The sequence below is a fragment of the Mesorhizobium sp. M1A.F.Ca.ET.072.01.1.1 genome, from assembly GCF_004023325.1.
GTDB lineage: Bacteria > Pseudomonadota > Alphaproteobacteria > Rhizobiales > Rhizobiaceae > Mesorhizobium.
The window spans coordinates 1-24,608 of the sequence record NZ_RZSF01000031.1 but is presented as its reverse complement, the minus strand read 5'-3'; the positions used below and the strand labels follow the sequence as shown (position 1 = coordinate 24,608).

General features: G+C 58.8%; 22 protein-coding genes and 3 pseudogenes. 12 read left to right on the top strand and 13 right to left on the bottom strand.

The window, feature by feature from the left end; all coding sequences use genetic code 11:
* Position 1: 1 nt before the first annotated feature.
* Entirely contained in the window at positions 2–1,285 is a 1,284-nt protein-coding gene (locus EOA32_RS07325; RefSeq protein ID WP_245499195.1) for a pitrilysin family protein, read from the bottom strand.
* Between the two features lie 631 nt (positions 1,286–1,916).
* On the opposite strand from EOA32_RS07325, the gene EOA32_RS39710 reads away from it, so the two are divergent.
* The 3 genes from EOA32_RS39710 (at position 1,917) to EOA32_RS07310 (ending at position 2,815) form a co-directional block, all read left to right on the top strand.
* Positions 1,917–2,120, top strand: coding sequence for a transposase (locus EOA32_RS39710; protein WP_245499193.1), 204 nt, complete (start codon positions 1,917–1,919; stop codon positions 2,118–2,120).
* Positions 2,042–2,353, top strand: a complete 312-nt coding sequence (locus tag EOA32_RS38440; RefSeq protein ID WP_189406971.1) for a hypothetical protein — start codon at positions 2,042–2,044, stop codon at positions 2,351–2,353. Before EOA32_RS39710 ends, EOA32_RS38440 begins: the two co-directional genes overlap by 79 nt.
* Before the next feature lie 231 nt (positions 2,354–2,584).
* Positions 2,585–2,815 (top strand): hypothetical protein, encoded by a 231-nt coding sequence (locus EOA32_RS07310; protein WP_128371328.1) that lies wholly within the window; start codon positions 2,585–2,587, stop codon positions 2,813–2,815.
* A gap of 350 nt (positions 2,816–3,165) precedes the next feature.
* Here the strand turns inward: EOA32_RS07310 and EOA32_RS39705 are convergent.
* Positions 3,166–3,362, bottom strand: a pseudogene (locus EOA32_RS39705) (IS5/IS1182 family transposase); the annotation flags it as partial.
* A gap of 1,554 nt (positions 3,363–4,916) precedes the next feature.
* On the opposite strand from EOA32_RS39705, the gene EOA32_RS07305 reads away from it, so the two are divergent.
* From EOA32_RS07305 to EOA32_RS07295, 3 genes are all read left to right on the top strand, one after another.
* Positions 4,917–6,413: a GMC family oxidoreductase gene (locus EOA32_RS07305; RefSeq protein ID WP_128371327.1), complete on the top strand. Its 1,497-nt coding sequence runs from the start codon at positions 4,917–4,919 to the stop codon at positions 6,411–6,413.
* A 191-nt stretch (positions 6,414–6,604) separates the two neighbouring features.
* Positions 6,605–7,252, top strand: coding sequence for an HAD-IA family hydrolase (locus EOA32_RS07300; protein ID WP_245499192.1), 648 nt, complete (start codon positions 6,605–6,607; stop codon positions 7,250–7,252).
* Positions 7,253–7,291: 39 nt separating this feature from the next.
* Entirely contained in the window at positions 7,292–8,731 is a 1,440-nt protein-coding gene (locus EOA32_RS07295) for a glycosyltransferase (RefSeq protein WP_128371325.1), read from the top strand.
* A gap of 75 nt (positions 8,732–8,806) precedes the next feature.
* Here the strand turns inward: EOA32_RS07295 and EOA32_RS07290 are convergent, their stop codons facing one another.
* Positions 8,807–9,004, bottom strand: a complete 198-nt coding sequence (locus tag EOA32_RS07290; RefSeq protein WP_128371324.1) for a hypothetical protein — start codon at positions 9,002–9,004, stop codon at positions 8,807–8,809.
* 225 nt (positions 9,005–9,229) lie between these two features.
* The gene (locus EOA32_RS07285; RefSeq protein WP_128371323.1) at positions 9,230–9,982 is read right to left on the bottom strand and encodes a Crp/Fnr family transcriptional regulator; all 753 of its coding nucleotides are present in this window, start codon (positions 9,980–9,982) and stop codon (positions 9,230–9,232) included.
* 169 nt (positions 9,983–10,151) lie between these two features.
* Between EOA32_RS07285 and hemN the strand changes: the two genes are divergently transcribed.
* Positions 10,152–11,498, top strand: coding sequence for an oxygen-independent coproporphyrinogen III oxidase (gene hemN / locus EOA32_RS07280; protein ID WP_128371341.1), 1,347 nt, complete (start codon positions 10,152–10,154; stop codon positions 11,496–11,498).
* 532 nt (positions 11,499–12,030) lie between these two features.
* Here the strand turns inward: hemN and queE are convergent.
* Genes queE through queC form a run of 3 tightly spaced genes read right to left on the bottom strand, consistent with a single transcriptional unit; the run spans position 12,031 to position 13,816 of the window.
* Positions 12,031–12,765 carry a 7-carboxy-7-deazaguanine synthase QueE gene (gene queE, locus EOA32_RS07275; RefSeq protein WP_128371322.1) on the bottom strand — a complete coding sequence of 245 codons (735 nt, stop codon included), beginning with the start codon at positions 12,763–12,765 and terminating at the stop codon, positions 12,031–12,033.
* Positions 12,762–13,118, bottom strand: a complete 357-nt coding sequence (gene queD / locus EOA32_RS07270) for a 6-carboxytetrahydropterin synthase QueD (RefSeq protein ID WP_041003134.1) — start codon at positions 13,116–13,118, stop codon at positions 12,762–12,764. Before queD ends, queE begins: the two co-directional genes overlap by 4 nt.
* Positions 13,118–13,816: a 7-cyano-7-deazaguanine synthase QueC gene (gene queC / locus EOA32_RS07265; RefSeq protein WP_128371321.1), complete on the bottom strand. Its 699-nt coding sequence runs from the start codon at positions 13,814–13,816 to the stop codon at positions 13,118–13,120. Before queC ends, queD begins: the two co-directional genes overlap by 1 nt.
* 494 nt (positions 13,817–14,310) lie before the next feature.
* Between queC and EOA32_RS07260 the strand changes: the two genes are divergently transcribed.
* From EOA32_RS07260 to EOA32_RS07250, 3 genes and pseudogenes are all read left to right on the top strand, one after another.
* Entirely contained in the window at positions 14,311–14,709 is a 399-nt protein-coding gene (locus EOA32_RS07260; RefSeq protein ID WP_128371320.1) for a hypothetical protein, read from the top strand.
* Between the two features lie 189 nt (positions 14,710–14,898).
* Positions 14,899–15,200 (top strand): annotated as a pseudogene (locus EOA32_RS07255) (transposase); the annotation flags it as partial.
* Between the two features lie 1,027 nt (positions 15,201–16,227).
* Positions 16,228–16,506, top strand: a complete 279-nt coding sequence (locus EOA32_RS07250) for a helix-turn-helix transcriptional regulator (RefSeq protein ID WP_128371319.1) — start codon at positions 16,228–16,230, stop codon at positions 16,504–16,506.
* 512 nt (positions 16,507–17,018) lie between these two features.
* On the opposite strand, the gene EOA32_RS07245 is transcribed toward EOA32_RS07250, so the two are convergent.
* The 6 genes and pseudogenes from EOA32_RS07245 to panB form a co-directional block, all read right to left on the bottom strand.
* Positions 17,019–17,993 (bottom strand): hypothetical protein, encoded by a 975-nt coding sequence (locus tag EOA32_RS07245; protein ID WP_128371340.1) that lies wholly within the window; start codon positions 17,991–17,993, stop codon positions 17,019–17,021.
* 187 nt (positions 17,994–18,180) lie between these two features.
* A pseudogene (locus EOA32_RS07240) lies at positions 18,181–19,108 on the bottom strand (IS3 family transposase); the annotation flags it as partial.
* Between the two features lie 220 nt (positions 19,109–19,328).
* Positions 19,329–19,826 (bottom strand): GNAT family N-acetyltransferase, encoded by a 498-nt coding sequence (locus tag EOA32_RS07230; RefSeq protein WP_128371316.1) that lies wholly within the window; start codon positions 19,824–19,826, stop codon positions 19,329–19,331.
* A gap of 61 nt (positions 19,827–19,887) precedes the next feature.
* Complete coding sequence (locus EOA32_RS07225) at positions 19,888–21,078, bottom strand: hypothetical protein (protein WP_245499191.1); 1,191 nt, start codon at positions 21,076–21,078, stop codon at positions 19,888–19,890.
* A 652-nt stretch (positions 21,079–21,730) separates the two neighbouring features.
* Entirely contained in the window at positions 21,731–21,820 is a 90-nt protein-coding gene (locus EOA32_RS39700) for a pantoate--beta-alanine ligase (protein ID WP_245499190.1), read from the bottom strand.
* Entirely contained in the window at positions 21,793–22,758 is a 966-nt protein-coding gene (gene panB / locus EOA32_RS07215; protein WP_245499189.1) for a 3-methyl-2-oxobutanoate hydroxymethyltransferase, read from the bottom strand. Before panB ends, EOA32_RS39700 begins: the two co-directional genes overlap by 28 nt.
* A 170-nt stretch (positions 22,759–22,928) precedes the next feature.
* Here panB and EOA32_RS07210 point away from each other — a divergent pair, with 170 nt between their 5' ends.
* Both EOA32_RS07210 and EOA32_RS07205 read left to right on the top strand, forming a co-directional pair.
* A complete protein-coding gene (locus tag EOA32_RS07210; RefSeq protein ID WP_128371338.1) occupies positions 22,929–23,897 on the top strand; it encodes a hypothetical protein in 969 nt (322 codons plus the stop codon).
* Positions 23,898–23,961: 64 nt separating this feature from the next.
* Positions 23,962–24,608 (top strand): quinolinate synthase (locus EOA32_RS07205; RefSeq protein WP_145971274.1); only part of this gene is annotated, 647 nt, incomplete at its 3' end.

Genomic DNA, 24,608 nt, shown 5'->3' with positions numbered 1-24,608 from the left:
ATCAATTCCCCACCTGTTGCTGCGGCAGAAGATAGCCGGTGGTCGAATGGTCGAGCGCCAGGTAGCGGGCGGCCACTTGCTTCACCTGCTCGGCGGTGACCTTGCGGATGCGCTCGGGCCATTCCTCGACGTCCTTCACATTGCCGCCGGTGGCGAGCGTCGAGCCATACATATTGGCCATGTCTTTCTGCTTGTCGCAGGCAAAGATCATCGAGCGGACATAGCGGGTCTTGGCGCGCTCCAACTCGTCGCCGGTCACGCCATCCTTGACGATGCGGGCGATCTCGGCGTCGACCGCCGCTTCGACATCGGCGAGCTTGGCATCGCCGCGCGGTGCGCCATAGACGGTGAAGTTGGTGTTGTCGAGCATGGTGCCATGGAAGAAGGCGGCGGCCTCGGCGGCGATGCCCTGCTTGACCACAAGCTGCTGGTAAAGGCGGCTGCGGTTATCGCCCCCCAGGATCTCGGCCAGCAGGTCGAGCGCCTCGGCTTCGCCTTCCTTGGCCGTGCGATAGGACGGCACAACCCACTGGGTGGAAAAGCTCGGCACGGAGACACGCGCGTCGGTGAGCGTCACAGTGCGCCTGGTATTCTGCTCGGGCTCCGCCGGGCGGATGCGCGGCGGCAGGTCCGGCCCGCGCGCCACCTTACCGTAGGTGCGTTCGGCCATCGCCTTCACCGCATTCGGTTCGACGTCGCCCGCCACCACCAGAACCGCGTTGTTTGGGTGGTAGTAGACGTCGTAAAACGCCTTCGCGTCCTCTCGGTTCAGCTGTTCCATCTCCTGCATCCAGCCGATCACCGAAATTCGATAGGGCTGATTCTGCCAGAGCGTGGCACCGACCTCCTCTTCGAGCACCGCCTGCGGATTACTGTCGATGCGCGAGCGGCGCTCCTCCAGGATCACGTCGCGCTCGGTTTTGACGACGTCATCGGTGAGGATGAGGTTGCGCATTCGGTCGGCCTCGAAACCCATCATCTGCTCGAGCGCCGAGGGCGGCACCGTCTCGTGGAAAGCGGTGTAGTCATAGTAGGTAAAGGCATTCTTGGAGCCGCCGATCTCGGACACCGTGCGATCGAGCTCGCCGGCAGTGTGATGGGCGGTTGCCTTGAACATCAGATGCTCGAAGAAATGGGCGATGCCGGATTTGCCGGGCGGCTCGTCGGCACTGCCGACCTTGTACCAGACCATGTGGGTGACGACTGGCGCGCGATGGTCAGGAATGACGACCACTTCCATGCCATTGTGGAGCAGGAAATCGGATGGCGACCGTTCGCCGGCCATTGGCGACCTGATCCCGGTGAAGGCTAAGATGGTTACCAGCAGGGCCTTGGAAACCCAGCCGCCGGGGTTTGCAGCGAACATCGTCATGAAGTTTTGCTCCTTGGTGCGCTACGCGTTCGACAGATCGGGTAAGCATGGAACGTGCCAAGCAGAAATGACTTCCGGGGCAACGCATCCGCACCCAAACGGACCATGTCGGTTGTCGGACATTGTCGGGTTTCACTCCCCGGCCTGGCCGATGCGATTGTAAGGGAGCGGTGGTTCGGCGCGTAGCAGTTCAGGCCGCCTAACCGGGGGCGAGCAAGCTGGTGCGTATCGCCTATTATCTGCGGTGGCGGATAGGTCCCCCTACCCTTTCCGCGGCATCGGCTGGCTAGACTGTTAGCCTCGATCTAAGGCGCGAGCACAACCGAGCGGGTGCTGCCTCCGAACCGGAGCTGCTCTGGCCGTGCTTGCAGGTAGTAGGCCAGACCCCTTGCGGCCGGCCCGCTTCAGCAGCGGTTGATCGACGACATGAGTTCGCGACCTTCCTTGGGCCGGTCGCCGGACACGGCGACAGCGGACGATCTGCGCCGGTTCCAGGTCGGGCAGCAGGATGACGGCATGCAGGTCCCGACCATGAACAGGCATCGTGTCGGCGCTGCGCTTCTACTTCATCCACACGGTCGACCGTCACTTCGCCGCCTGGCTTGGACTGACGCCAAAGCCCCATTCGAGAGATGGCAAGGAGCGGCTCCGAAGCCGCGCGAGGCGCGTATGGCGCCGGGCAGCCTGGGCGGCAATACGAATGCGCCTAATCTGGCGGCGATTCCATGGCTGGCGGCTGGCGCGCTAAGCTATCTTGTTCGCCAATTGCTCGAGTTCCGCCTCATCGGTGACGCCGGCTCGATAATGAAAGATGATGTTGAGCGCCCGCTGTTCCCGGTCAGTTCTGGATTCGGCAGGAACGCCGGTACGATCAAACACGCGGCCAAGCAGCGCGACTTCCTCGGGAGTGAACACTTCCCCGCTAAATGGCATAGCAGTTTCCTTAAATCGAATGCAGGCGCTTCGTGCGATTCTGATTAGCGCTCCACCCTTACAATTCCGCGACGACCGATGCCAATCCGAAACCCCGGCACATGACTCGCCCCGCTTTGCAGAGCGGATCACTCGCTTCAATTTAGCGGTCGGGCCAGCGCTTGGTTTACTGCTTCCCGTTACATTAGCGATTATTCGTAATCAGTATGCAGGCGGACATGAGGCGGTCAGGCTGCTGTGGTCGCCCGCGAAGGTTGCCCTTACGTTCGCGAACGCCCGGTGCTTCTCGTCAAGCCATGTGCTGAACTTGCGCAGCGCCGTTATATCGAGCGCAATCGAACTCCTGCTCAGCTTGGCTGCAGCCCGAGCGCGGGTAAGCGACAAAAAAAGCGCCTCGTCCGGGTGCTCGCGACCGCGCTTGCGGCTGCGCGTTTGTTGCACGACGGCAGCTTGGTGCCTGCCTCGGCGGACACCGTATGGCGCGTGCCGGTCAAATCGCCTGTTGATTGAGCGCAGGTCGATACGGGTCTGCGACGTGGAAGGTGCACCCTTTGCGGAGCACCCTCGATTCAACAGCCGGTCCGCCGCCGGGCAAGCCGGCTGTTTGGAACGGCTTGCCGATGCTGGCCCCGCTGCAAGGCGTTCAGATGCTCCTGAACGCTCGCCTGCCCGCTCTGCTGCTGTGCAAGGCTGCGTCGTCTGTGCGGGCGAAATCTGAGACGCGGGACGGATTGATGTTTTAATGCGATCCATCCGATTCTCCTTTGCCTGTTCCGAGCCGCTCGAGCCGGCCTGGCGGCTGGATTCTATGGGGCTTGGCTTTCGACAAGCTGACGGATGAGAGCGCTGCACATGGCAGGTTTGCGGTCATGTGCCTGCCAGGCAGTTAGGACGAGATCGAATGGTCGGCCTTTGGCATCGACGTGATCCTTGGTCGTGGGCCCGTCGCGGGAACAAGCAACCATCGTCGTCATCTCCTTTTTGCCACGGCCGCATGTTGACGAACGCTGACACAGGAGTCGATCATGATGATCTGCCCGTCGAAAGTAAGCCGCGAACACCGCGGAATCTAATATTATGAAAGCGCTGGCAATCACGGCGCTTCGAATTACATTACAAACGAAACCGTTCTACGCTTGCCTTCATCTGCCTGGCCGCGGTATCGCCGACCTGTGGCTCGGTTCGCTCCGTCCACCTCGGGCAACACACCCTCCTGTCCAGAGCGAACTGAGCCACACCCAGCAAGGGATGAACCGAACAATCAAGGAAGCCACCCCAAGATTAACTCGAACCACCTAATTCCGGGACCGCGCACTTGATTTGTCTATGCAGCCCGGTGCGCTATCTGCGACCGTTTGCCTAAACATCGCTGTGACGATCGTGACGCCGCTCCCCGCCCCGCTGATGAGCCGAACCGGAGTGTCGGCGAGCCGTCGCAGCAAGCTTCGTTGACCCGAGTCAATATAAGCGCCGAGCCGGTGCTGCAGGGAGGCGGACAGGTGCAGGTGCAGGCTCATTCGGCGGTCCGCTCCTCATTTTGCGCGCGTCGCGCGTATTTCAAGCTGCCCGGTCGCTTTGTTGAACAGGCACCAAAGACGGGGGCAAAATAACACCAGCCCTGCGCCGGATTCGGCTGACCGTCCCAAAAGGACGGAACCGGCGATCGGCAGCCGCACCAAGGTCTGGTTCGACAAGCCGTCGAAGAATCGTAGCCGTGGACGTCAAGGACTAGCCGCCCGGCACATTGGCTTTGCTCGAGGAACGTTGGGCCAGTATCGATAGCCTGGCCTGCGATGCCGATGCCCGATTCTGCCCGCGCGAGTTGAAGCAGTCTTCGACAACCCCCAAGGCTCGACATGCATTCTCGATGCCGGGCATAGCCGTTCTGGCCAATCCCTGGCGAACTTCGGCCAATAGCTCTGGATCTGAGCGAGCGAGCCTGTGATCGGCATGCGCACTTCATGTGCACTGTCGCGCCGAACTCGCTTTCGGCATCGAGGGCCTTCCAGGCGCTCGAGAAGCCGTTCGACGGCGCCCGCGAGGGACCAGTTCCGCCGTGAGGCCGCTCAAGCCATTGAGTGAGAGATTATCGCCATCGCGCAATCCGATCTCTTGTCGCCTTACTTCGGTGGGCGCCAGCGACCGCCGGATCGCCATCCAGTAGACGGTTACGCTAAAAGGAGAGGAACACGAGTATCGGGACGAAGGCTGAGACTGCGGCGTCCATGATTCCTGACGGCGGATCGAGCCCGCAAGCGCTTGGCGTTTGGCACTGCCCAATGTCCGACAATGTTGGAAATGCGACTACCAGAGTACAAGCATCGGATTGAGTTAAAACGGTTTCTCGTTGGCACAGTAAATGCGCTGCCATCCGCAACACGTCACTGAAAAGGAGAAGACGTTTTCATGGTCACCTCACCAATGCCGCCGCCGCTGGTCTTCTGAAGGCATCCACACACGACGGCCTTTTCGTCAACTGTCGCCACCCAGCCACCGGTCCGGCGGGCATCGCCGCCCCCCACTACGCGTCCCATATAAGGCACCTCCGGATGTCAATCGCGAACACCGCCCGCTGGCCTGCTACCACAAACCTCACAGGAGACTATTACCCGTGACGGACATCAGACACATTGCAGCGCATGCGTGTAATTACACAAACTTCGATGCGGTTGTTGTCGGCTCCGGGCCATCTGGATCGATCGTCGCCCGGACACTTGCGGAAAAGGGGTGCCATGTGGCCGTCCTGGAATATGGAGGCCCGGCTTGTCCTGGCGCCATGCTCGGGCCTAATCAAGAGGCCTATAGCAAGGCACTCACTTCCAATGGCCAGGCCGATGGCAACCCCTGGACAGCGTGCTGCGTCGGCGGGGGGATGGGTTTCTACAACGCGATAACGTTCAGATACCGACAAGCAGATCTGTCAGCTTCCCAATATCTTACGACTGACATGGCGATTGACTGGCCGATTACCCTCGAGGAGCTCGAACCCTACTATTTGGAGATCGAGCATCTCTTGGAGATCAGTGGCGCAAATGGGTTTCCATCGTATCCACCCAGTCAGCGTGGGCTGATGTTATCCAATGCAATGCAGGAACTCGGCATAAGATCAAAAACCATCCCACTAGCAATCAGGCCGCCAGGGACCAACAAGGGATGCATCAATTGTTCGGCTTGCGATGAACTCGCGTGCCCTACGGATGCGAGAGCATCAGTGCTTGCAAGAAACATTTTGGATGACTCCGCCCTGCCAGGGTCAATCTCGGTTCTATACGGCTGTTTCGTCAACCGGATCCAAATGCAGAACGACGGTCGGGCTGGAGCCCTTGAGTGCTATGTGCCGCTCTCATCGGAACTGATCCGGATCCCAATTGAAAGGGTAATCGTCTGCGCAAACGCGATACAAACAGCGGCATTGATGCTCCGGTCGAAGGGTGACCATGCTCCAAAGGGAATAGGAAACGACTCCGGCCTCGTTGGACGCGGCCTCTCGTTCAAGATTGGCGGCTACTCCGTCGGCTACATGAAGCGAGCCGATCGGGGCTCCGATGCATTTGCTCCCCACTGGGGACCGCATTCGACCGTTTATACCGATGAGTTCTACGAACATAACGGCGCGCCATGCAAATTTGGTGGGCTCATTTATGAAGCGAATTTCGCTTCGCCGAATGAGAACGTAGGCGTCGTGCGCCTGCACTACATAGCCGGAGAAGAGCCATGGTCGCATAACCGCGTGTCGCTTGACGAGGCCGCTGACCAGTACGGTACCCCTTATATCCGTTTTGAATACCGAAGCTCGGAAAATGACCGTGCACGAATCAATTTTCTCGCCGACCGCGCGGATGAAATTCTGCGCCACCTTGGCGCATTCCGCATCGAGCGAGAGCCATATTTCCCGGGAAAAGGCAGCTCCCACCTGCACGGCACGATGCGCGCCGGTAGTGATCCGAGGAACTCGGTCGTGGACAGCTGCGGCAGGGTCCATGGGTTGACTAACATCCATGTGATGGATGGCTCCGTTATGAACTTCGCCGGGAACAGCAATCCGACCCACACAATCATGGCCAACGCCAGGCGAATGGCTATGTCACTCGGTAAAGGCGCAATTTAGATGCTCGGTCCTGGCTCCATGGACGGTGCATTTTTTGCCGCTTTGCAGCCGGCACACGGTTGGGACGGTGACATGACTGCACAGGTCACTGACCCAGCCCATGGTCGAATAGTGCGCGGAGGCATTTCACACCACAGAAAGAGCCGGCCTTTCCAATAAGCATCATTGGGGCTGATATGGGGTGGAAAGCCTTGAAAAATCGCAGGAAAACCGCAACCGTTAATGTTCACCTCGACGACTATGATCACGTAGCCTTCGATCTGGACGGAACCCTTGTAGATTCGGAGGCTGTGGTCGAAAGCGCACTCCGTCGATGGGCACGGGAGGAACGGATCTCTCCGGAGAACGCGGTGCGAATGTCGGCCGCCCGCCGCGACGTCGATTTGGTGGCGGCGATCGCGCCCGATCTCTCGCCAGAACGCGAGGCAAATCGCATTGCGGGTTACGAAGTTCAAGCGATGGGACTGTTGCAACCGATCGAGGGCGCCGTAGAGTTCTATAGCTCTATCCCAGCAGAAAGGCGATCTATTGTCACCTCTTCGGCACGGGTTTCGGCCCTTGCCCGCCTTGAGGCGGCTGGACTCTCCTGGCCGCGGATCATGATTGCAGCCGAGGACGTCAGTCAGGGAAAGCCGTATCCGCAACCCTATCAAACGCTGTTGAGAATGCTGGGCATCGCCGGCAAAAGATGCTTGGTTTTTGAGGATTCCCCCACCGGAATTGAAGCGGCGATCGCGGCAGGCTGCGACTGCGTCGGCGTCGGCCCCAATGCCAGAGATCATCCTGACACAAGGGATTGGATAGAGAACTTTGGCGAGGCTTCCTTTCAAACCAGCTGAGTTGAACCTGCTCCACAGACCTAAGGGAGGGGGCCACGAATGAAAGTATCAACGAAACCCCGCACCTCACTTTTTGATGAGGTGCTGGTAGAGGGCTCGGTACTTGCCCATTACACGGCGGAGAGAAACCATTATGGGGACCTCCTCGACGAACTATTTCGTTCGTCCGGAGAAGCTCGTAACATGATCGGCAGCCGCTGTATTTGGCACGTAAATTCCACCGCATTCGGCGGCGGGGTGGCCGAAATGCTTCCACACCACATTTGCCTGCTTCGGGAGCTTGGTTTTGACGTGCGTTGGCTCATCTTTAAACCGAAGGAAGAACAATTTTTTCAATTCACCAAAGCGCTTCATAATTCTCTTCACGACGTCAAGGTGGCAGGCTTAAATGATCTGCTCCCGCATTATCTTGAGGCATCGAAGAAAGGCGCTGCGGAGCTGGAAAGGATCATCAGGCCTGATGGCTTTCTGGTAATTCATGATCCGCAGCCCCTTGTTGCAGTTGCGAAGTTCCTTGAATCTCACCCACACCCGGCAATCTGGCGATGCCACATCGGATATCCGAAGCGCACCCCGACGGTCGACGAAATCTGGAAACTCTTGGGCGAATACCTCCATCAATTCCAACGCATTGTCCTAAGCGACAAGGAATATGCCTTTGATACTGATCTGCCCATAGATATCATCCCGCCTTCAATCAGCCCATTTTCAAGCAAGAACCGCAATTATGAAGGGCGAGCGGGCCAGAGGCTAGACCATTTGGTTTCGTTCAACAGCCAAGAATTCGAGCCCACCCCCTCCCTTCAGGACATTCTCGGCTCACGGTATTTCCTTCATGTATCGCGATGGGATGGACTGAAAGGTATTGACCGGATTATCGCGGCTTACGATCGCTTTGTGAAAACGGCGCTCGCGGAAGCCTACGATACACGCCTGGTGATCGCGGGACCGGATCCTTTGGATGTTGCCGACGATCCTGAAGGACGGGAGTATTTCGAGAAATGCGTCCTATTATGCACTCAATTATCGGAGGAAGTGCGGCGGCGCGTGTATCTGGTCTGTATTTCGATGAAGGACCACGACGCAAATGCGGAAATCGTCGGCCGGCTGCAACAGAACGCCCATGGAGTATTTGCGCTATCTCGCGAAGAGGGCTTCGGTCTTACGGCAACAGAGGCTCTGTTCCGAGGCAAACCCGTCGTAGTGTCGTCCGCCTTTGGCCTGAAGAGGCAGGTCGTAAATGGGCTTAATGGCGTTGTCCTCGACGAGCCGGACATCGAGGCCAAAGCTGCAGAAATGATGCATCGCCTTGCGGTCGGTTACAGTGATTTCGATGAGATGGCCAGAACCGCACGCGAACACTGTCTGCGCTCGAGCACGCAGATCTCGCAAATCCCAAAGTGGTATCACTCGATCCAATCAGCTCTCTCCAGTTTCGAGGTGCGTTATCGCGATTCGTTCAATCCAAGAGTCATCTGAGCCAGGCGGCGGACGTCTCCGCACCGCAGGACACGTAAGGTGTGACCGGCTGCGAAAAATTGGACGCCGATCGGGTCAGTTCTGTAAGCCATTTGACAGCAAAAAGATCGCTGCCCGGCCACTCAGCGGCAAAGAAGTTACCCGTCTCATCAAACGCGCGGGTTTGCGGCTAGCGCGTGCGGCGATCTGCCCGAAGGCGAACAGCAAAGGTGTGGCATTCGGGTCGAGCCGGGCCTTGCCTCCACGGCCGAAATCGATGAGCCGTATGTCCACGAGCAGCTCGGCCGCTCTGCGGAATGACTCGCAAGTATCAAACCGGCGCGATTTATTCGGCGTCATCTGACGAAAGCAGCAGCGTTGTAGAAAGGACCCCCTGCCCGCTCACCGCGTAGCCGCATAGTCCCCAACACGGGAGCATAGCGAATGGAGCGGGCGGGAATGGGACAGGCGGCCACGCCGACCAAGAACGAGCCGGCCGGAGCGACACTCAGGTCTCGTTCAACGGCGGTATCGCCTCGGCCACCGCCCACCGCAACGTTGTTCCAGCCGGCTCATGTCGTCTACTGTGACACGGCGGCTGTTCTCGATCCGGATCACGCCGTCCATTCTCAGTCTGGTCAGCTGACGGCTCACCGTCTCATTTGTAATTCCAAGAAAATCAGAGATGTCGGCGCGCGTCAGCGGCAGCTCGAAGCACGCCGATCTGCCTGCCGGGCCAACACTGGAACCGATGTTGCGGGCGATCATAAGAAGAAAGCTCGCTACCTTCTCAGGCGCGGTCTTGCAGCCCAGAGTCACCATCCATTCGCGTGCTTCGTCGAGCTCGTTCAGCGTCTGCTTGAGCAGGCGATGCTCGAGCTCCGGTGATTGCTTCATCATCTTTTCGATTGCCTCTTTCGGAAACGAGCATATCGAGACAGTCGTTGCCGCTTCGGCATGGATCGCGCTTTTCGCCTTGAAGGGCTGTCCCAGAAAATCCGGCGCGAACCGGAGACCGACGATTTGCTGGCGGCCGTCCGAGAGGCTCTTCGTCAGCTTCACCACGCCCGAAAGCACGTTCGAATAGCTGTTGAGGGCCTCGGCATCGCCTACCAGTTCGACGCCCGGTTCGACCCTATGCCGCGACGAAGTCTTGGCGAGCTTGGCCAAACGATCTGGATCGAGTGCGCTGCAGAGGCCACGGTGCCGTGCCTGGCAAGACAGGCAATAGGCGGGGATGCCGGAACTGTGAAGGCCGTGCCGTAGTGTCATTGATCGCTCTCCCGATCTGATCGCCCTCCCGGTCCCAAGCGCCGGCACCATAACAATCGACGGTAGAAAAATCCTTGCGGCAGTTTGTCATGCTGGAGGCTGACCGAGATCAGTGCTTTGGCTCATCTGTGCGTCCACAGTCCGGCGACTCAAACAGGTTGACAACTTTATGAGATCGGAACTGGCTGCCAGACTCGAGAATGTCCCGCGCTATACCAGTTACCCCAGCACACCGCATTTCCATCGAGGTGTCGATGCAGTCGTTTATCGTGGCTGGCTGGAGGCGCTCGAAGGCGGCGGGGAGATATCGCTTTACCTGCATATTCCCTATTGCGACAGGCTCTGCTGGTTTTGCGCGTGCCATACCAAGCATACACGTCACTATGCGCCGGTCGCCGCCTATTTGCAGTCGTTGTATGCAGAGATCGCGACGGTTGGCAGCCTTGTCAGCGGCAAGGGCCGAGTTCGCGCGGTTCATTTCGGGGGCGGTTCGCCGACCATGCTGAAGCCGCAGCATCTGGTGACATTGGGGACGGCGCTGCGAGACAATTTCGATTTTCTCGACGATGCCAAGATCAGTGTCGAGATCGATCCGAACGAGATGGACGGAGCCCGCCTCGACGCGCTTGCCGAAATCGGTATGACGCGGGCGAGCCTCGGCGTGCAGGACTTCGATCCGAAAGTGCAAAGGGCGATCAACCGCGAGCAAAGTTTCTTGCAGACCAAGGCAGTCGTCGATGGCGTTCGCTCCAGGGGAGTAGATTCCGTGAACCTTGATCTGCTCTATGGCCTGCCGCATCAAACCAGCGAGAGCGTGCGTTCCACCGTGGCGCAGGCGCTCACCCTGGAACCGGACAGGATCGCCCTGTTCGGCTATGCTCACGTGCCCTGGTTCAAGAAACATCAGACGATGATCGACGAGGCATGGCTCCCCGGTCCCACGGAGCGGTTTGCGCAATCGCAACTTGCTGCGCGAGCGATCGAGGACAAGGGGTTCGAATTAATCGGGCTCGACCATTTCGCAAGGCCGGGCGATGCGTTGGCGATAGCGGCCCGCGCGGGAGCGTTGCATCGCAATTTTCAGGGTTACACCGAGGATCGCTGCGAGACGTTGATTGGACTTGGCTCTTCGTCCATCGGCCGGTTTCGTCAAGGCTATGTGCAGAACATGCCTTCGACCGGCGAATACCGGAGCATGATGGAAGAGGGGAAGCTGGCCGCCGTCCGCGGCATAGCATTTTCCGACGACGATCGCGTCCGGGGCTGGATCATTGAGCGACTGATGTGCGATTTCGCCTTCTCGGCGGTCGACCTGGTGGAGAGCTTCGGGAAAGCCGGCCAAAAGCTCCTTAGTCAGGCAAGCTCCATAGCCCTTAAGGATCCTGCTCGACTGCTTGAACTCCAAGGCGACAGATTCGTCGTGCCGGCGGAAAATCGCCCCTTCGTAAGGAGCATTGCGGTGAAGTTCGACAAATATTTCGAGGGTGGAACGGCCAGGCACTCAGCTGCAGTTTGAGCATTTTGATCGTAAAATTCGCGTCAATCGCGTTTGATCGATTGCGAGCCATTTCCGCAGCACTGGAGATTGCGAGGGTTCATAGCTGTCGATTGCAGATAGCAGCTGGCCTAATGACGGCTTTCGCTTTGCCCCCAATTCTTGCGCGGCGTTCACGAGAGCTGGCCGGCAGCGAGCGCCGTTCACCGCGGGACGACTTGATCCGCAAAGCGCTGGAGGACCTTGCCAGTCAAACTTCATCGGGCTCGAAATGCGAGCCGGCGACAGCGAGCGACGCCTCAGCGTTAGCAATGACATTCGTCAGCAATCCTTCATATCGTGCTTATGTGGATTTTCTGCACTGACCGCTGGCGCGTCCCTATTCGACAGAAGGGCCAACGGTCAGGGTGGAGTGTCGCTCTAGGCGCGCTACATGCTGCCTCAGCGACAGGAAAGCCGTCGACGCAAGCTCTTTACGAGGCTGTGATCGGCATCTTGATTGTCGATTCCTTGCTATGGGATGCCGAAGGCTGTCACCCCCGGCGAGTGCTGGCTAGACGCCTCGTTTGTTACCCCAGAGCATAACGTGCAGCTGTGGTAACACGCGGGCTTCGAACCACCTGTCGCGGGTTACGCTATCAACCAGCCACTCCATGCGTTTCATTATTCCATCAACGTCGACAGGCGCGTCTTCATCTCCGGGGTGTGGCGGCGTGTGATTGCCGGGTTGCAGATAGACTGGAAGTCGCGGAAATCTCGCGGCGGCCTCTTTCGCAAAGGCATAGTCATTTTCGTCGAAAACAACGAGCTTCAGCACGACTTGCGGCTTGTCCCGCGCCGCCTGGAAGCATGCCTCGATGGTGGCCCAATCGGTCCTCATTTCGCTTGACGGTGGCTTTGGGCTGAGAACCAGCACGTCAAGTTCGGCGAACCATTCCCTGACCACGGAACCTTGGGTTTCCAGAGCAAATCGGTAGCCCTCGTCATGGCCTCGCTTGATGAGAGCACCGAAAGGCTGGATAGCCGGATTGCCGCCTGACAGCGAAACCATCAACGGGCGGCCGCCGGAAAGCGCGACCACGTTTTGCCACACCGCGTCGGAGGACATCATCTGCCATTCATGCCGGAATTGCCTGTCCACCGCATGCAGGCTGTCGCACCAGGAACAGCGATAATCGCACCCGCCGGTTCTGACGAAGACCGTCGGCAGACCGATGAGCACGCCCTCGCCCTGGATCGTCGGCCCGAAAATCTCACTCACGCGGATTGCGGGATGCGTATCGGTCATGGCCGGCATTCGGCCCATGTTTTCGGCGTTTCGCTAACCCGCACGGCCGTGGTTTCGGGCAAGCGTGCCTTGCACCATTCATAAAAGTGTCTGGCCAGACATTCCGCGGTAACCTTTTCATGTCCCAGCACGTCATTGAGATGTCGGTGGTCGAATTTATCGTCAATATAACGTTTGAGCGGTGCCAAATCGTGATAGTCGCGGACAAAGCCGTGCTCGTTCAGTTCCTTGCCCGATAGCTCCACTTCGACGATGTAGTTATGCCCGTGCAGGCGCGCGCACTGGTGGTCAGGCGGCAGGGACGTGAGTTGATGAGAGGCTGAAAAGTGGAATTCCTTGGTGATGCGGAACATTACACGCTCCTCCTGCGCAACGCGTCGAGCCAGAAGTCGGCGTCCTCGTAGTCGGTGGGGTCTGGGTGGCCACAGAGATGAAACGCCTCCCGCCGCTCGACACACGTCCCGCACCGTCCACAGTGACGCTTGCCGCCCTTGTAGCAGGACCAGGTCTCCGCAAATGGCGTGCCGTGTCGGGCTCCATCCTCAACTATGTCCGCCTTCGTGAGATTCACATAAGGCGTATACAGGCGAATATTCGCGAAGCCTTCGAGCGCGCGGTCTTGCATCATCTGGAAGGCGTCGATGAAGGCTGGCCGGCAGTCCGGGTAGATGAAGTGATCGCCACCATGCACGGCGGTCGCCACCGCTTCCGACTTGCGCGCGGCCGCGAAGCCGAAGGCGATGGCCAACATGATGGCGTTCCGGTTGGGCACCACCGTGACCTTCATCATGTCTTCGGCGTAGTGCCCATCGGGTACCTCCACATTGTCAGTCAGCGCGGAGCCGGAAAGGCCGCGGCCGATTTCGCGGATGTCGATGATGCTGTGCGGGACGTTCAGACGCTCCGCGCAAAGGCCGGCGAAGTCCAATTCCTTGCTGTGCCTTTGGCCGTAATCGAAGGATAGGAGGCCGGCGAGTTCGTGCTCCGCTGCCACCTTGTGAGCAAGGGAAATGGAGTCCAATCCGCCGGAGCAGACGACGAGAGTCTTCATCGTTGGGGTTTCCTGTTTTGACCGGGTAGGCTGCGACCGGAGATTTCTCTGCTCTCTCCGTACCCCAGGGAGCCTCGTTTGTGAACTGAGGACGAATTTGATGCGCTGACGTGCCGCTGTGCTCAAGCGGGTTGAGCCTGCAAGAAACACGAAAAACTGATAGACGGCCCACTTCACTGCATGTCCAAGATCCAGGCATAACAAAATAGGCTCTGAAAGAGGCCGGACCTTCAGAAACAAGCTTCTCGACGCTTCGATCAAGCGCCAGGTGGCCGAGCTTCGAGGACCTAAGGAAGAGTTTGTTAATGGGCCTCGAGCGGAAGCCCAACGTCATTACCAGCCCGCGCCTTTTGCCCGAGATTGGTTCGAATCGGAGCACACGCGGGTCAATGGCCGAGCGTCACCCAAACCAAATGATCGGGCGTGGGCCGACATCTGTGAACAAGCCGTGTGCGTCGTTGCAATCACCTCCGTGTTGCGCGCAATTACCCGCCATGGCTGCGGATGAACTGGATTCGCTGGTATTCCAGATGGCGGTCGAAAGTGTCGGCGCGCTCTCCATAGGCTTCACTGAAAAGGCCGCGGCGATAGCCGCCAGGAGCCGCGGTATCCTACTTTTCGACGTGCGGGTGGACGGTGACGCGGCGGTCCAGCGGATCGCGGCCATCCGATATCCAAGTGACCGGACGGGCGTGCTGGCTTTGGACATACGAGGCGTTGGTATTCGCCATTGCATTGTCGGCGGAACTTTCTCGGCTTTGACCGCGCCACTGGAGAATTGGACCGGCATGCCCCTGTCGATGCAGGCCAAGATTAATGTCGACGACCATGCCGCTCTCTTCCTCAGCGCCTTGCGGGAGGCCGGACATATGCCGGTCAGCCAGCCTGATTAATGAGGGTTGGCGGAGGTGGTGAAAGTCGATGAAACGCAAGCAACCAAACGCGACGGGCGCCAATCCTAATTATTTCCGGAGACCACATCCGCCATACACAATGCTACGCCGCCGCTGAGCGGTTTATCATCTGTCGGAGGCAAGTCCGTCGTTGCCCGTTTCGACGGCGGCATGCCGTCGTCCAACAGTGGCGAATACTGCCGGCGCGGCGCGGCCGAAAACCACGTCAAGTCCTGGAAGACGCATCTTACTGGCCACCGCACATCCTGCTCAAGAGCGACGGCTAACCAGTTCCGGCTGTTCCTGCATGCCGGCGCCTACTGGCTTATGCGGGGCTTGCGCGCCGCGATGCCGAAACGAGCTTTGCCGTCGCCCGATTCGACACGCTGCGATTGCGCCTCATCAAGATCGTCGCGCGTGTGGTCGAGATGAAGACCCAAATTCGCCTGCACCTGCCGACATCCAGCCCGGACCAGCGCATCCTGCGCATCGTCCGTTTCGGGGCATCGGCGCCCCATCGTTTATGTCGCGAGTTGCGGGATGCGACTGAGGACGCTGACCGCAACCCGCAAAGCCCCGCCCGCCATCGCCGACGGATCAACCCCGGCGCCCGACGAGGCGTCAAAACGTACCGCAATGGCGACCAGAGCGCCACCTCAGGCCGCTGAAAGCTCATCGCCGTGCATCAAGCGGGCCAGGTGACCGCCGGTGATCGAGGACCTCTGGATCGCCAATGCACAATGCCCCAAGTATACAACTCAGCCAGCTTTCAACGACCAAGCTATGTTCGGACTTGTGCTTGTCAGCGCCTTGCGGGACTGCTGGAGCTGGGGCGGTCATTATAATGGCCAAGGCCGTCGCAGCAAGTATCGTGCGCGGCCAGTTAGACCACAATTTCAGGCGCCTCAAGCGCCCTACAGTGTCTTTTTCTGAGGTGGGCATTTTTCGTTTTCCTTTTGAACAACACGGATTTGAATAGGATCTGGTGTTATTTGCCATTGGGAGAGCAGAAGCAGATATTTATGTGGTCGAGTCATGAGTTCTACCGAATGTTTGTTTTACGGGAAATCGTTATGGCAGCCCTAGCTGACAGCCTGAAAGCGATCTGCGGGATAGCGATCCTGTCCGCCAAGCGCAGCAAGATCCAACGGAGCTGGGGCGTCCCACGGGATGCGCAGCTGATTGCGTTCGGACGAACGTCATGTGAACTCCTGGGTTACCTGCGCGACGGCAATGTCGGAAGACGTATCATGGCTGTGACTGTGCAATTGGCATGCCACCAAGAGGGTTGTGAGCAGCGACCACAAATCGGAGGATTCGCCCCTGGCCGGCTTGATCCTAACCCCCAGGGTGTCTGGACCTGAACACAGATTGTCGTTAATCGGACTCTCACAAAACGCTGCGACCAGCTTTAGCACCGGATACGTGAGTCCTCGGTTGAGAATTGCGCGTCTGGGAGGGGCAGATCGGGAAGGAGTCTCCCGATCATCCGGCACCCTAGTCTTCTTGGAGGATTCTATGAAGGATTCATGCATTCCCGAGCCGGTTTTGGTGGCTATGTCAGAGGGGGTGCACGTCATTCGCGCTTATCGTGAACACCTTGGATATTCGATCGAAGACGTGGCGGTGACGAGCGGGCTAGCCACTGAGGAAATCCAAAACATCGAGTCGGGCTTAAGGTACAACAAGGGCTATCGGGATCGCATCGTGAAATCATTGTCCCTGCCTGTGGGAATTCTTGAGGAGGCCGAGATGATGGGCGCTACGTCACGACTGGATAATCTGCAAGTGAGTTGAACATCAATACCCCAGTTCGCCGCACTGTTTGGCTTGATTGGCGGCTGAAGCGGACCCGAGCCGGTCGGCCGCCCGGCGGGTCGCCGGATGCCTGCGGCAGAACCATGGAATTTTTGAAAAGCGTCAAGCTCTGATGCATAGGCGATCGGCCGGGCGTTGCCAAGGCCTAGACTATTGCCGCCAAACGCATGCAGGCCGCTTAGGGTTTCTGAACACTACCCAAAACGGCCACGGCCCCATTTCTCGGCTGATACCAGCTGCGATCCTAGAAGTTGAAACGTTTGCGAGGTCAGCCGAACTATCCAGGTCAGGGTCTTCGACGGGTATAGCGCCGTTGGCGCCGGGACATATTACCACTCGTGTCCTTTCTCGGGCTTCGGTGATGGCAGGATTGCAATGGCACCATGTGGCGGAAAACGCCCGACCGTGGACGCTGGTTGCTCCGGGACGGCGCCATTGCTTATTGCCTGCGAGGCACTGTCTTCGATCTGGGAAAGCTGTTTTGGCCTAAATCAGCGAATAACCGGTTCGCCGTGGAAGCGACGCCGCGAGGGCGGCGAAACGCCGAAGCCGACTTCCATCATCAGCCGCGGGCTGTGCGCCGGTACGGTGCCCATGTGGAAGCCGAACGGATCCTCGACGAAACCAAGCCCTGCCTCTCCGGTAAGTGTCACGGCGCTTTGCTCGCCATAGACGCCCAGAACCTCTTCTGCGGGATGGCCGACGAGAAGCGTCAGTTGATGCTTGAGCGCGCGTCGCTTGTGACTGCCGCGGACATAGACATGTGGGCCAGTGCCCTCGTCTACCGGCAGTAGGTAAAAGAAGAACTTCAACATCCGCCAGTCGTCAAGATCGAAGTGGTATTTGCCGAGTGATGCCAGGTTCTTGTCTGCGTCGGAGGCCTGGGTGGTGGGGAAGCTCCACCAAACGCGCGTGGTGATCAGTTTCGCCTGGCCGCCGAGATAGTGTGCAGCGATATCCATGAGCAACGGATCGTTTTGGATGGCAACTGCCGCCTTGCAGCCGAGAATGCGCTCGAAATAGTGGCCGCTGAGCAACGCACGGCCGAACCGAGCTTCAGCCTGTGCATGCTCCGTCGGCATGAATTCGAAACGGCGATCGAAATTGCCAAAGCAAGGTGTGCATCGGACGAAAGCTGCAATCTCCTCATGGACAAATTTGGGCAAGACGAGTCCGGAAAAAAGCCCATCCGACTGCAGCGCATCGACAACGTCTCGGCGATTGACGCCGACAAACATTGTTTCTCGGCCTTTCTGCGACGCACGAACAGGCTTTGCACCAAGCCAGTGCATTCTGCGTGCCGGCATAGTGCGGGCGAGCACGAACATCGGCAGCCACGCTGGATTCTCGCGAAGATCCGACAAATATGTCGGAATGCGTACGGCCATGCGACGTAGCATACTGCCGTTTCGTGCGATTGCCTCGAGATTTGTAGCGCCGGCTTTGTCGGTATTCGTAACGGTCATCAGGATCCTCAGGTATGAATGCACTTTCGACGAAGCATTTGTTCTCACTGCTTCGTCACGTATTACCCAAACCCGATTCCCGCAGCGGAAGAACGCTAGCCACGCGTCAAGTTTTGTGCAACGCACAATTTCACTCACCAGGAAATGCAATCAGATACTGCTTCCCTCACCAAACATCAGGAACTGTCTTGAGGCGCCCGTTGAAGCTCTCGACGAAGGCATTCTGCATGGGCTTACCCGGCGCGATATAGTGCCATTCGACGCCGGTCTGCTGGCACCAGCGCAGGACCGCCATGGGGGTCAGCTCCGTGCCGTTGTCCGAAACGATCATGGCGGGCCGCCCGCGCCAGCGCATGATGGTGTCGAGCTCGCGCACAACGCGCAGGCCCGACAGCGAGGTGTCGGCGATCAGCGCCAGACACTCCCGCGTATAGTCGTCGACCACGGCGAGCACCCGGAAGCGACGGCCGCCGGTGAAGGTGTCGGAGACGAAGTCCAGGCTCCAGCGGGAGTTGGCGCAATCCGGAACGAGCATCGGTCTGCGTGTGCCCAGCGCTCCCTTGCGGCCGCCACGCTTGCGGACCTGGAGCTTCTCCTCTCGGTAAAGCCGCCGCAGCTTCTTCTGGTTCATCACGATGCCCTGCCGGTCCAGCATGACGTGGATCCTGCGGTAACCGAACCGCCGGCGCTCTGCCGCCACAGCCTTCATCGCCTCGCGCAACGAAGCGTCGTCCGGACGGATGCCGGTGTAGCGCACGGTCGAACGATCGATCCTCAGGGCCTGGCACGCCCGACGCTGGCTCACCCCATACGCCTTGCAGGCATGAGCCACCGCCTTCCGGTTCGCATCGGGCGTCACCATTTTTTTGCGGCAACATCCTTCAGGATCGCGTTGTCGAGCATCTGCTCGGCCAGGAGCTTCTTCAGCCGGGCGTTGTCATCTTCCAGAGCCTTCAGGCGACGGGCGTCGGACACCTCCATCCCGCCGCCTTGAAGTTGTAGAAGGTCGCTGCCGAGATGCCATGCTTGCGGCAGACATCAGCCGTCTTCGCGCCCGCCTTCTGCTCCTTCAGCATCCCGATGATCTGCTCTTCCGTGAACCGTGATGGTCGCATCGTCCGTCTCCGTGATCGACGGACTCTACCCAAATCTGGAGGAAGTTCAGGGTCTCAGGTCACACCCCATTGATTCTCAGAACGGACACTGCGGCTCATCGGACCGAGGCAGTTACGCGGTCGGTGAACTCGGAACCGAAGGTCTGTCTGTCCGCATAGAGACGCGCCCACTTACAACCTGAATCTCGAAACATACATGCAGCGGATGGTGGGGCATTTCTCAGCAGAAACCAAGAGCATCCTGGCCGGAGAGACGCTTTTCGTAGAAGATCACGGCGTATCCGTGCAACCTCCCCTCCCCGCGACGAATATAGCCGGCCGTCTCATAAAGTCTTTGAGCCCCTACTTGGATCGTTGTCGTCTCAAGCACTATGCATTTGAATCCGAGAGCAACGGCTCGCGATTCCAACTCGCTAACAATCCTTCTTCCAAGCCCCCGTCGTTGAAAGGCGGGATCGACCCGTATACGCTTGAGTTCTGCGATTTCATCGCCGACAGGTTGCAATCCGCCCATAGCTGCGAACTGGGGACCAATATGCGCAACTACGAAGTCTCCGCCAGATTCGATATATGCTTCTCCGATATTGCGTAAATCATCCTCCCACATCCCTTCCGGACCATACACACCAACAGCCTCAGATGCACTCCTATGCAGGTGCCATACATTATCGACATCCTCACGTTCAAACCTACGAAAGATCACGTCGTCTTGAAACATCGACCTCACCTATTGGACGCCTGCGAGGCTGGCACGGCGCTCACCCAGACGATTGTGCCTGTTAGCTTTGATCCGCCGCCGTTAACAGCCGCTGTGAAAGCACAGCGTCCATGCTTTCCCACGCCTCAACTCCGGCGATGGTGCGACCGGGTTCAATCGTATATTTCAAAGCCGACTTTCGGTGCATCCGGGTGAACCGGTCCAGCGCATCGACACAGGACGCGTACAGCTCTCGGATTTGAGTGCTTTTCCGCTCTATCACGGGCGAGACGGTTGCTATTTTAGGAAAGGCCGCTTTCCCTCTAAGCCAGCCTGGCTGGGCGCCCGTGCTCCTCTTATCTGAAGACAACCAGCCAAAGACCGCACCAATACATCCTCGCGGGTAGTATTCCGACAGGCGATAAACATCCCTATAGAATTGCGGTTTTTTGCGGAAGATTTCTTCACCGATGAGTAGTACAGAAACCGCGACAACGCGGGCCGAGAATCGGCCACTTGGGGCCAGCCTATTCTTGTAGGGGTTTTTTCCGTAGAACTCGCGAAATTCGCCAAATAGATCGGGCGACATATGATCATGAAAGCGCGTCAGAATGTAATTCGCCGACTCCAAGCGCTCTAGGCACAGTGTAAGACACCAGCGCGGATCCGCCCCGACCTGGTCACGCAACTCAAGCAGGGCGTCCACTGCGAATTGCAAATCTCTCTCAATGAGTTGATGACCCAGGCAAAAATCTCGCTCCTCGACGCCAGCTGAGTCGAGGCAATATACGCGCGGATCGCTCTCCACCGGATTGGTAAGGATCATATCTTCATAGGAAAGAACATCTATGCTAGGCTCCCGCTCGCAACTTAAGGCTGCAATGCGCCTCAGCCGCTCTCCCACCGTTAACTCGGCATCGTAATGGTTAAGTCCCGCAAATGCAGACATCTGGTAAACAATATTGAGGAGATATTGGATATCTGTCTTGGCTACCCCAAACTCCGACTGTGTCAGATTCAGCAGGTGCGCCTCATAGTCCCCTGCCGCTAGCATGGCGTTGATGCCACGCCCAAGCGCCTTGACAGCTTCAGCTCGCTGTTCACTATTTTTGATCTCCGCGATACGGTGCGGGAGTTGGTCGGCGACAAAATCGCTAATAATCCCAAGAGGGCGTATTCGCAGGCGGCGATCGATGCGGTCCGCTAGGTGAGAAAATATCCCCCGCACCGCCCGCTGATCTGGCGAGGCCGTGGAATAACTTGGCACGTTCATTTCTTCAGGCTCCTTTGGTGTTTCCTGGGAAATCAAGCGCGACGGAGTTGCACTCGCGCTACATCGCTGTCAGCTTGGAAGTTTCATTTGAACTCTGGCGTAGGGACCGCGCGACCGTGCGGGTCCTTTTCGGTTTGCAACCGGCATGCCAACACGGGCTTTTTTTGCGGACCTTGCTTGAAAGACAGGAAAACATGGGCAGGCGTGGCCCCCACCGGCGGAAATACTCGCAGCCTGAGCGTCGGCTTTCGAACAAGCGCGTCCGACCGCACACGGCTGAACTGTAAAACATTCGTCGAATACCTGAGAATGGACGCAATCGTCTGCTCTACAGATCACGCCTTAAGCCGCCGCCCATTAGGTGGCGCCAATGTTGGATCGCGTGCCGAACCCGATTGCGAAGATTGGCCACCCCGATGAGCCCAGTATTCTTCGACACGCCCTCGCCCGACGGGGGCAATGGAGATCTCTTGAGGGGATGCTCCCGCAAGCGAGCCGCCCAAAGGCTGGAGCACGAAACGCAGACGCTCTGCGCGGGGTTCGGGGGAAAGCAAGCGGCCGCCAGGCGGCCGCTTTCCTTAATGTATTGAGGAACTGAAGGGCAGCGACGGAACTTCAAGTGCCGCGTTGGTCAGCGGCACGGTTCAACTGCTTAGTCTACGAACAGCGCCACGATCACACGATCTGCTGTCTGGAGCGCGGCACGTACGAGGCTCAAATGCCCTTCATGAAAGGCTCCCATGGTAGGCACGACGGCAATACTGGCGCTATCCAGCGACCATCTGGCGAAGCCCGGCAACAGTCCTGACATTCGGCACGCTCATGCGGCTCCTCGCTTCTTGTGGGTTCAGCCTCAGCGCCCTTGGGCGCATCGGCAAAGACATGCTCGGCGGCAGGGAAGTGCCGCTTGCGCACCTCATCTGCATAGGCAGCGATCGCAGCACCGGCCTGGTCACCGAGTTCTGCGTAGCGCTTGACGAATTTCGGCTTGAACGGGGAAAACAGGCCGAGCATGTCGTCACTCACCAGGATCTGGCCATCGCAGGCCGGTGAGGCGCCGATGCCGATGGTGGGGATGCCAATCTCGCTGGTGATGCGGCGCGCGAGCTGCTCTGGTACCTTTTCAAGCACGACCGAAAAGGCCCCGGCTTGCGCGACCGATATCGCGTCGCGCCTGATCCGCTCGGCGTCCTCTCCCCTGCCCTGCACGCGGTAGCCGCCGAAAGCGTTGACTGCCTGCGGCGTCAGGCCGATGTGAGCCATGACGGGAATGCCACGAGCACCGAGGAATTGGATGGTAGCGGCCATCGCCTCGCCGCCCTCCAACTTGACAGCCGCGCAGCCGGTCTCAGCCATTAAACGAGCCGCGTTGCGGAACGCCTGCTCGGGACTTTCCTCATAGCAGCCGAACGGCAGGTCAACGACCATCAGCGCCTTCTCCAGGCCACCGCGCACGGCCTTGGCATGCATGATCATCATGTCGAGGGTAACGCCGAGCGTCGACGGCAGGCCGTGCAGCACCATGCCCACGCTGTCGCCGACAAGAACGATGTCGCAATGTCGATCGACCAGTTTTGCAATCGGCGTCGTATAGGCCGTCAGGCACACCAGGGGGACACCACCCTTACGGGCCCGAATATCGGGCGGTGTAATCGCCTTCGAATCACCTGCTGTGCTCAATGCATGCCTCCTTCCCCGACGTCACCCACCGCAGGTGTCGCGTTTGGCACGTTCTTGTGCAAATGCGAAGAGCTAAAAAAGCCGTGCAGCTGCGCGGTGTTGACGTGCAGACAGCTGCGTTTAAATTAAATCGATTAAGGCACCCAGGCCTACCAACCGCTTTCGCGACCATGGACAAACAGGCAAAAGGAACCAGGAAAGATCGAGCGGCCGTCAAGGCCGACGAAGTCACAGTGGACCTGATCGCCTTTGTCGTCGCTGTAAACGACAATGAACCCTGTGTCCTCGCCATCGGGCAAGCGGATACGCTACCTTCCGGACCATTTGCGCTTGAGCACCGATCGCTGCAATCCGGGTTGAGGGGGTGGGTGGAGCAGCAGACCGGCCATCCGCTGGGCTATATTGAGCAGCTCTACACCTTCGCCGATCGAGACCGCATCGGCTCCGGGCGCCGCCAGCGCGCTATCTCCATCAGCTATCTCGCGCTCACGCGCAAGGAACAGGCAGCGAGCTCGCCAAATTGCGGCTGGCGAAGCTGGTATGAATATTTTCCATGGGAGGACCACCGCTCCGGGACGCCGCCGGTGGAGTTGGACGTCCTGCGGCCGCGACTGATTGAATGGGCAGACGGCGCCGGCGACGCGGCGACGAGACGCGAACGTCGACAGCGGACAGCGACAGCCTTCGGCTTCGACGGCCGCCATTGGAATGAGGAACTCACGCTTCAACGCTATGAGTTAATCTACGAAGCAGGTCTGGTCCAAGAGGCGGGAAGCGCGCGCGACGGGACGCGGCCTTCGCTGGTGCCCAGCAAGTCCATGGTCGCCGATCACCGTCGGATCGTGGCGACCGGCATTGCGCGATTACGCTCCAAGATCAAATACCGGCCGGTCGTCTTTGAGCTGATGCCGCAGTCATTCACTTTGCTACAGCTGCAACGAACCGTCGAAGCGCTCGCCGGCAGGCTGATCAACAAGCCGAACTTTCGTCGCCTCATAGAGCAGCAGGAGCTGGTCGAGGAGACCGGCGAGACTTCTGTCGATACGGGCGGGCGACCGGCAAGGCTCTATCGCTTCCGCCACGCTGTCCTGGACGAGACGCCCATAGTCGGCACAAAATTGCCCGTCGCGCGGGGTTGACACGCTTATAGTCGGCATAGATATATACCCGTTATAGTCAGATGGATTATAATTGGAGGGGCCGATGAGCGGGGCGTTACCTTCAGCCGCGTCTCTTTATCGGCGCGTCTGGCGCGTCATCCCACCGGGGGAATGGGCAGCGTTCAGCGATGACATTGAGGCCATTTTGGCGCTCAGGCGCGAGCGCAATGCCGTCATCCTGGCCCACAACTATCAAACACCCGAAATCTTCCATTGCGTGGCCGATATCGTCGGCGACAGCTTGGCGCTGGCTCGCAAGGCTATGACGGTCGAGGCGCAAGTCATCGTGCTGGCCGGCGTGCATTTCATGGCCGAAACGGCCAAGCTCCTTAATCCGGACAAGACGGTGCTCATTCCGGATCTCGGCGCCGGCTGCTCGCTGGCGGATTCGATCACCGTACAGGACGTGCGCTTGATGCGCCAGCGTTATCCCGGCGTGCCGATCGTCACCTATGTCAACACGTCGGCGGAAGTGAAAGCCGAATCCGACATCTGCTGTACGTCGGGCAACGCCAAGGGGGTCGTCGAATCCCTTGGGGTCCCCCGGGTGATTATGTTGCCGGACGAATATCTGGCCCACAATATCGCCGCCCAGACCGACGTCGAGATCATCGCCTGGAAAGGCCATTGCGAGGTGCATGAGCGCTTTACGCCGGCCGATATCCGCGAGTTGCGCGAGAACCATCCCGG

Excerpts from the sequence above, each read along its gene's own strand:
- EOA32_RS07210 (WP_128371338.1), top strand. The coding sequence starts at position 22,929 with ATGGACAAACAGGCAAAAGGAACCAGGAAAGATCGAGCGGCCGTCAAG.
- EOA32_RS07230 (WP_128371316.1), bottom strand. The coding sequence starts at position 19,826 with ATGTTTCAAGACGACGTGATCTTTCGTAGGTTTGAACGTGAGGATGTC.
- EOA32_RS07285 (WP_128371323.1), bottom strand. The coding sequence starts at position 9,982 with ATGACACTACGGCACGGCCTTCACAGTTCCGGCATCCCCGCCTATTGC.
- EOA32_RS39700 (WP_245499190.1), bottom strand. The coding sequence starts at position 21,820 with ATGGGAGCCTTTCATGAAGGGCATTTGAGCCTCGTACGTGCCGCGCTC.
- EOA32_RS07245 (WP_128371340.1), bottom strand. The coding sequence starts at position 17,993 with ATGACCGTTACGAATACCGACAAAGCCGGCGCTACAAATCTCGAGGCA.
- queE (WP_128371322.1), bottom strand. The coding sequence starts at position 12,765 with ATGACCGATACGCATCCCGCAATCCGCGTGAGTGAGATTTTCGGGCCG.
- EOA32_RS07295 (WP_128371325.1), top strand. The coding sequence starts at position 7,292 with ATGAAAGTATCAACGAAACCCCGCACCTCACTTTTTGATGAGGTGCTG.
- EOA32_RS07260 (WP_128371320.1), top strand. The coding sequence starts at position 14,311 with ATGGCTGCGGATGAACTGGATTCGCTGGTATTCCAGATGGCGGTCGAA.
- EOA32_RS07325 (WP_245499195.1), bottom strand. The coding sequence starts at position 1,285 with ATGGCCGGCGAACGGTCGCCATCCGATTTCCTGCTCCACAATGGCATG.
- queC (WP_128371321.1), bottom strand. The coding sequence starts at position 13,816 with ATGAAGACTCTCGTCGTCTGCTCCGGCGGATTGGACTCCATTTCCCTT.
- queD (WP_041003134.1), bottom strand. The coding sequence starts at position 13,118 with ATGTTCCGCATCACCAAGGAATTCCACTTTTCAGCCTCTCATCAACTC.
- EOA32_RS07225 (WP_245499191.1), bottom strand. The coding sequence starts at position 21,078 with ATGAACGTGCCAAGTTATTCCACGGCCTCGCCAGATCAGCGGGCGGTG.
- hemN (WP_128371341.1), top strand. The coding sequence starts at position 10,152 with ATGAGATCGGAACTGGCTGCCAGACTCGAGAATGTCCCGCGCTATACC.
- EOA32_RS38440 (WP_189406971.1), top strand. The coding sequence starts at position 2,042 with ATGGCGCCGGGCAGCCTGGGCGGCAATACGAATGCGCCTAATCTGGCG.
- EOA32_RS07250 (WP_128371319.1), top strand. The coding sequence starts at position 16,228 with ATGAAGGATTCATGCATTCCCGAGCCGGTTTTGGTGGCTATGTCAGAG.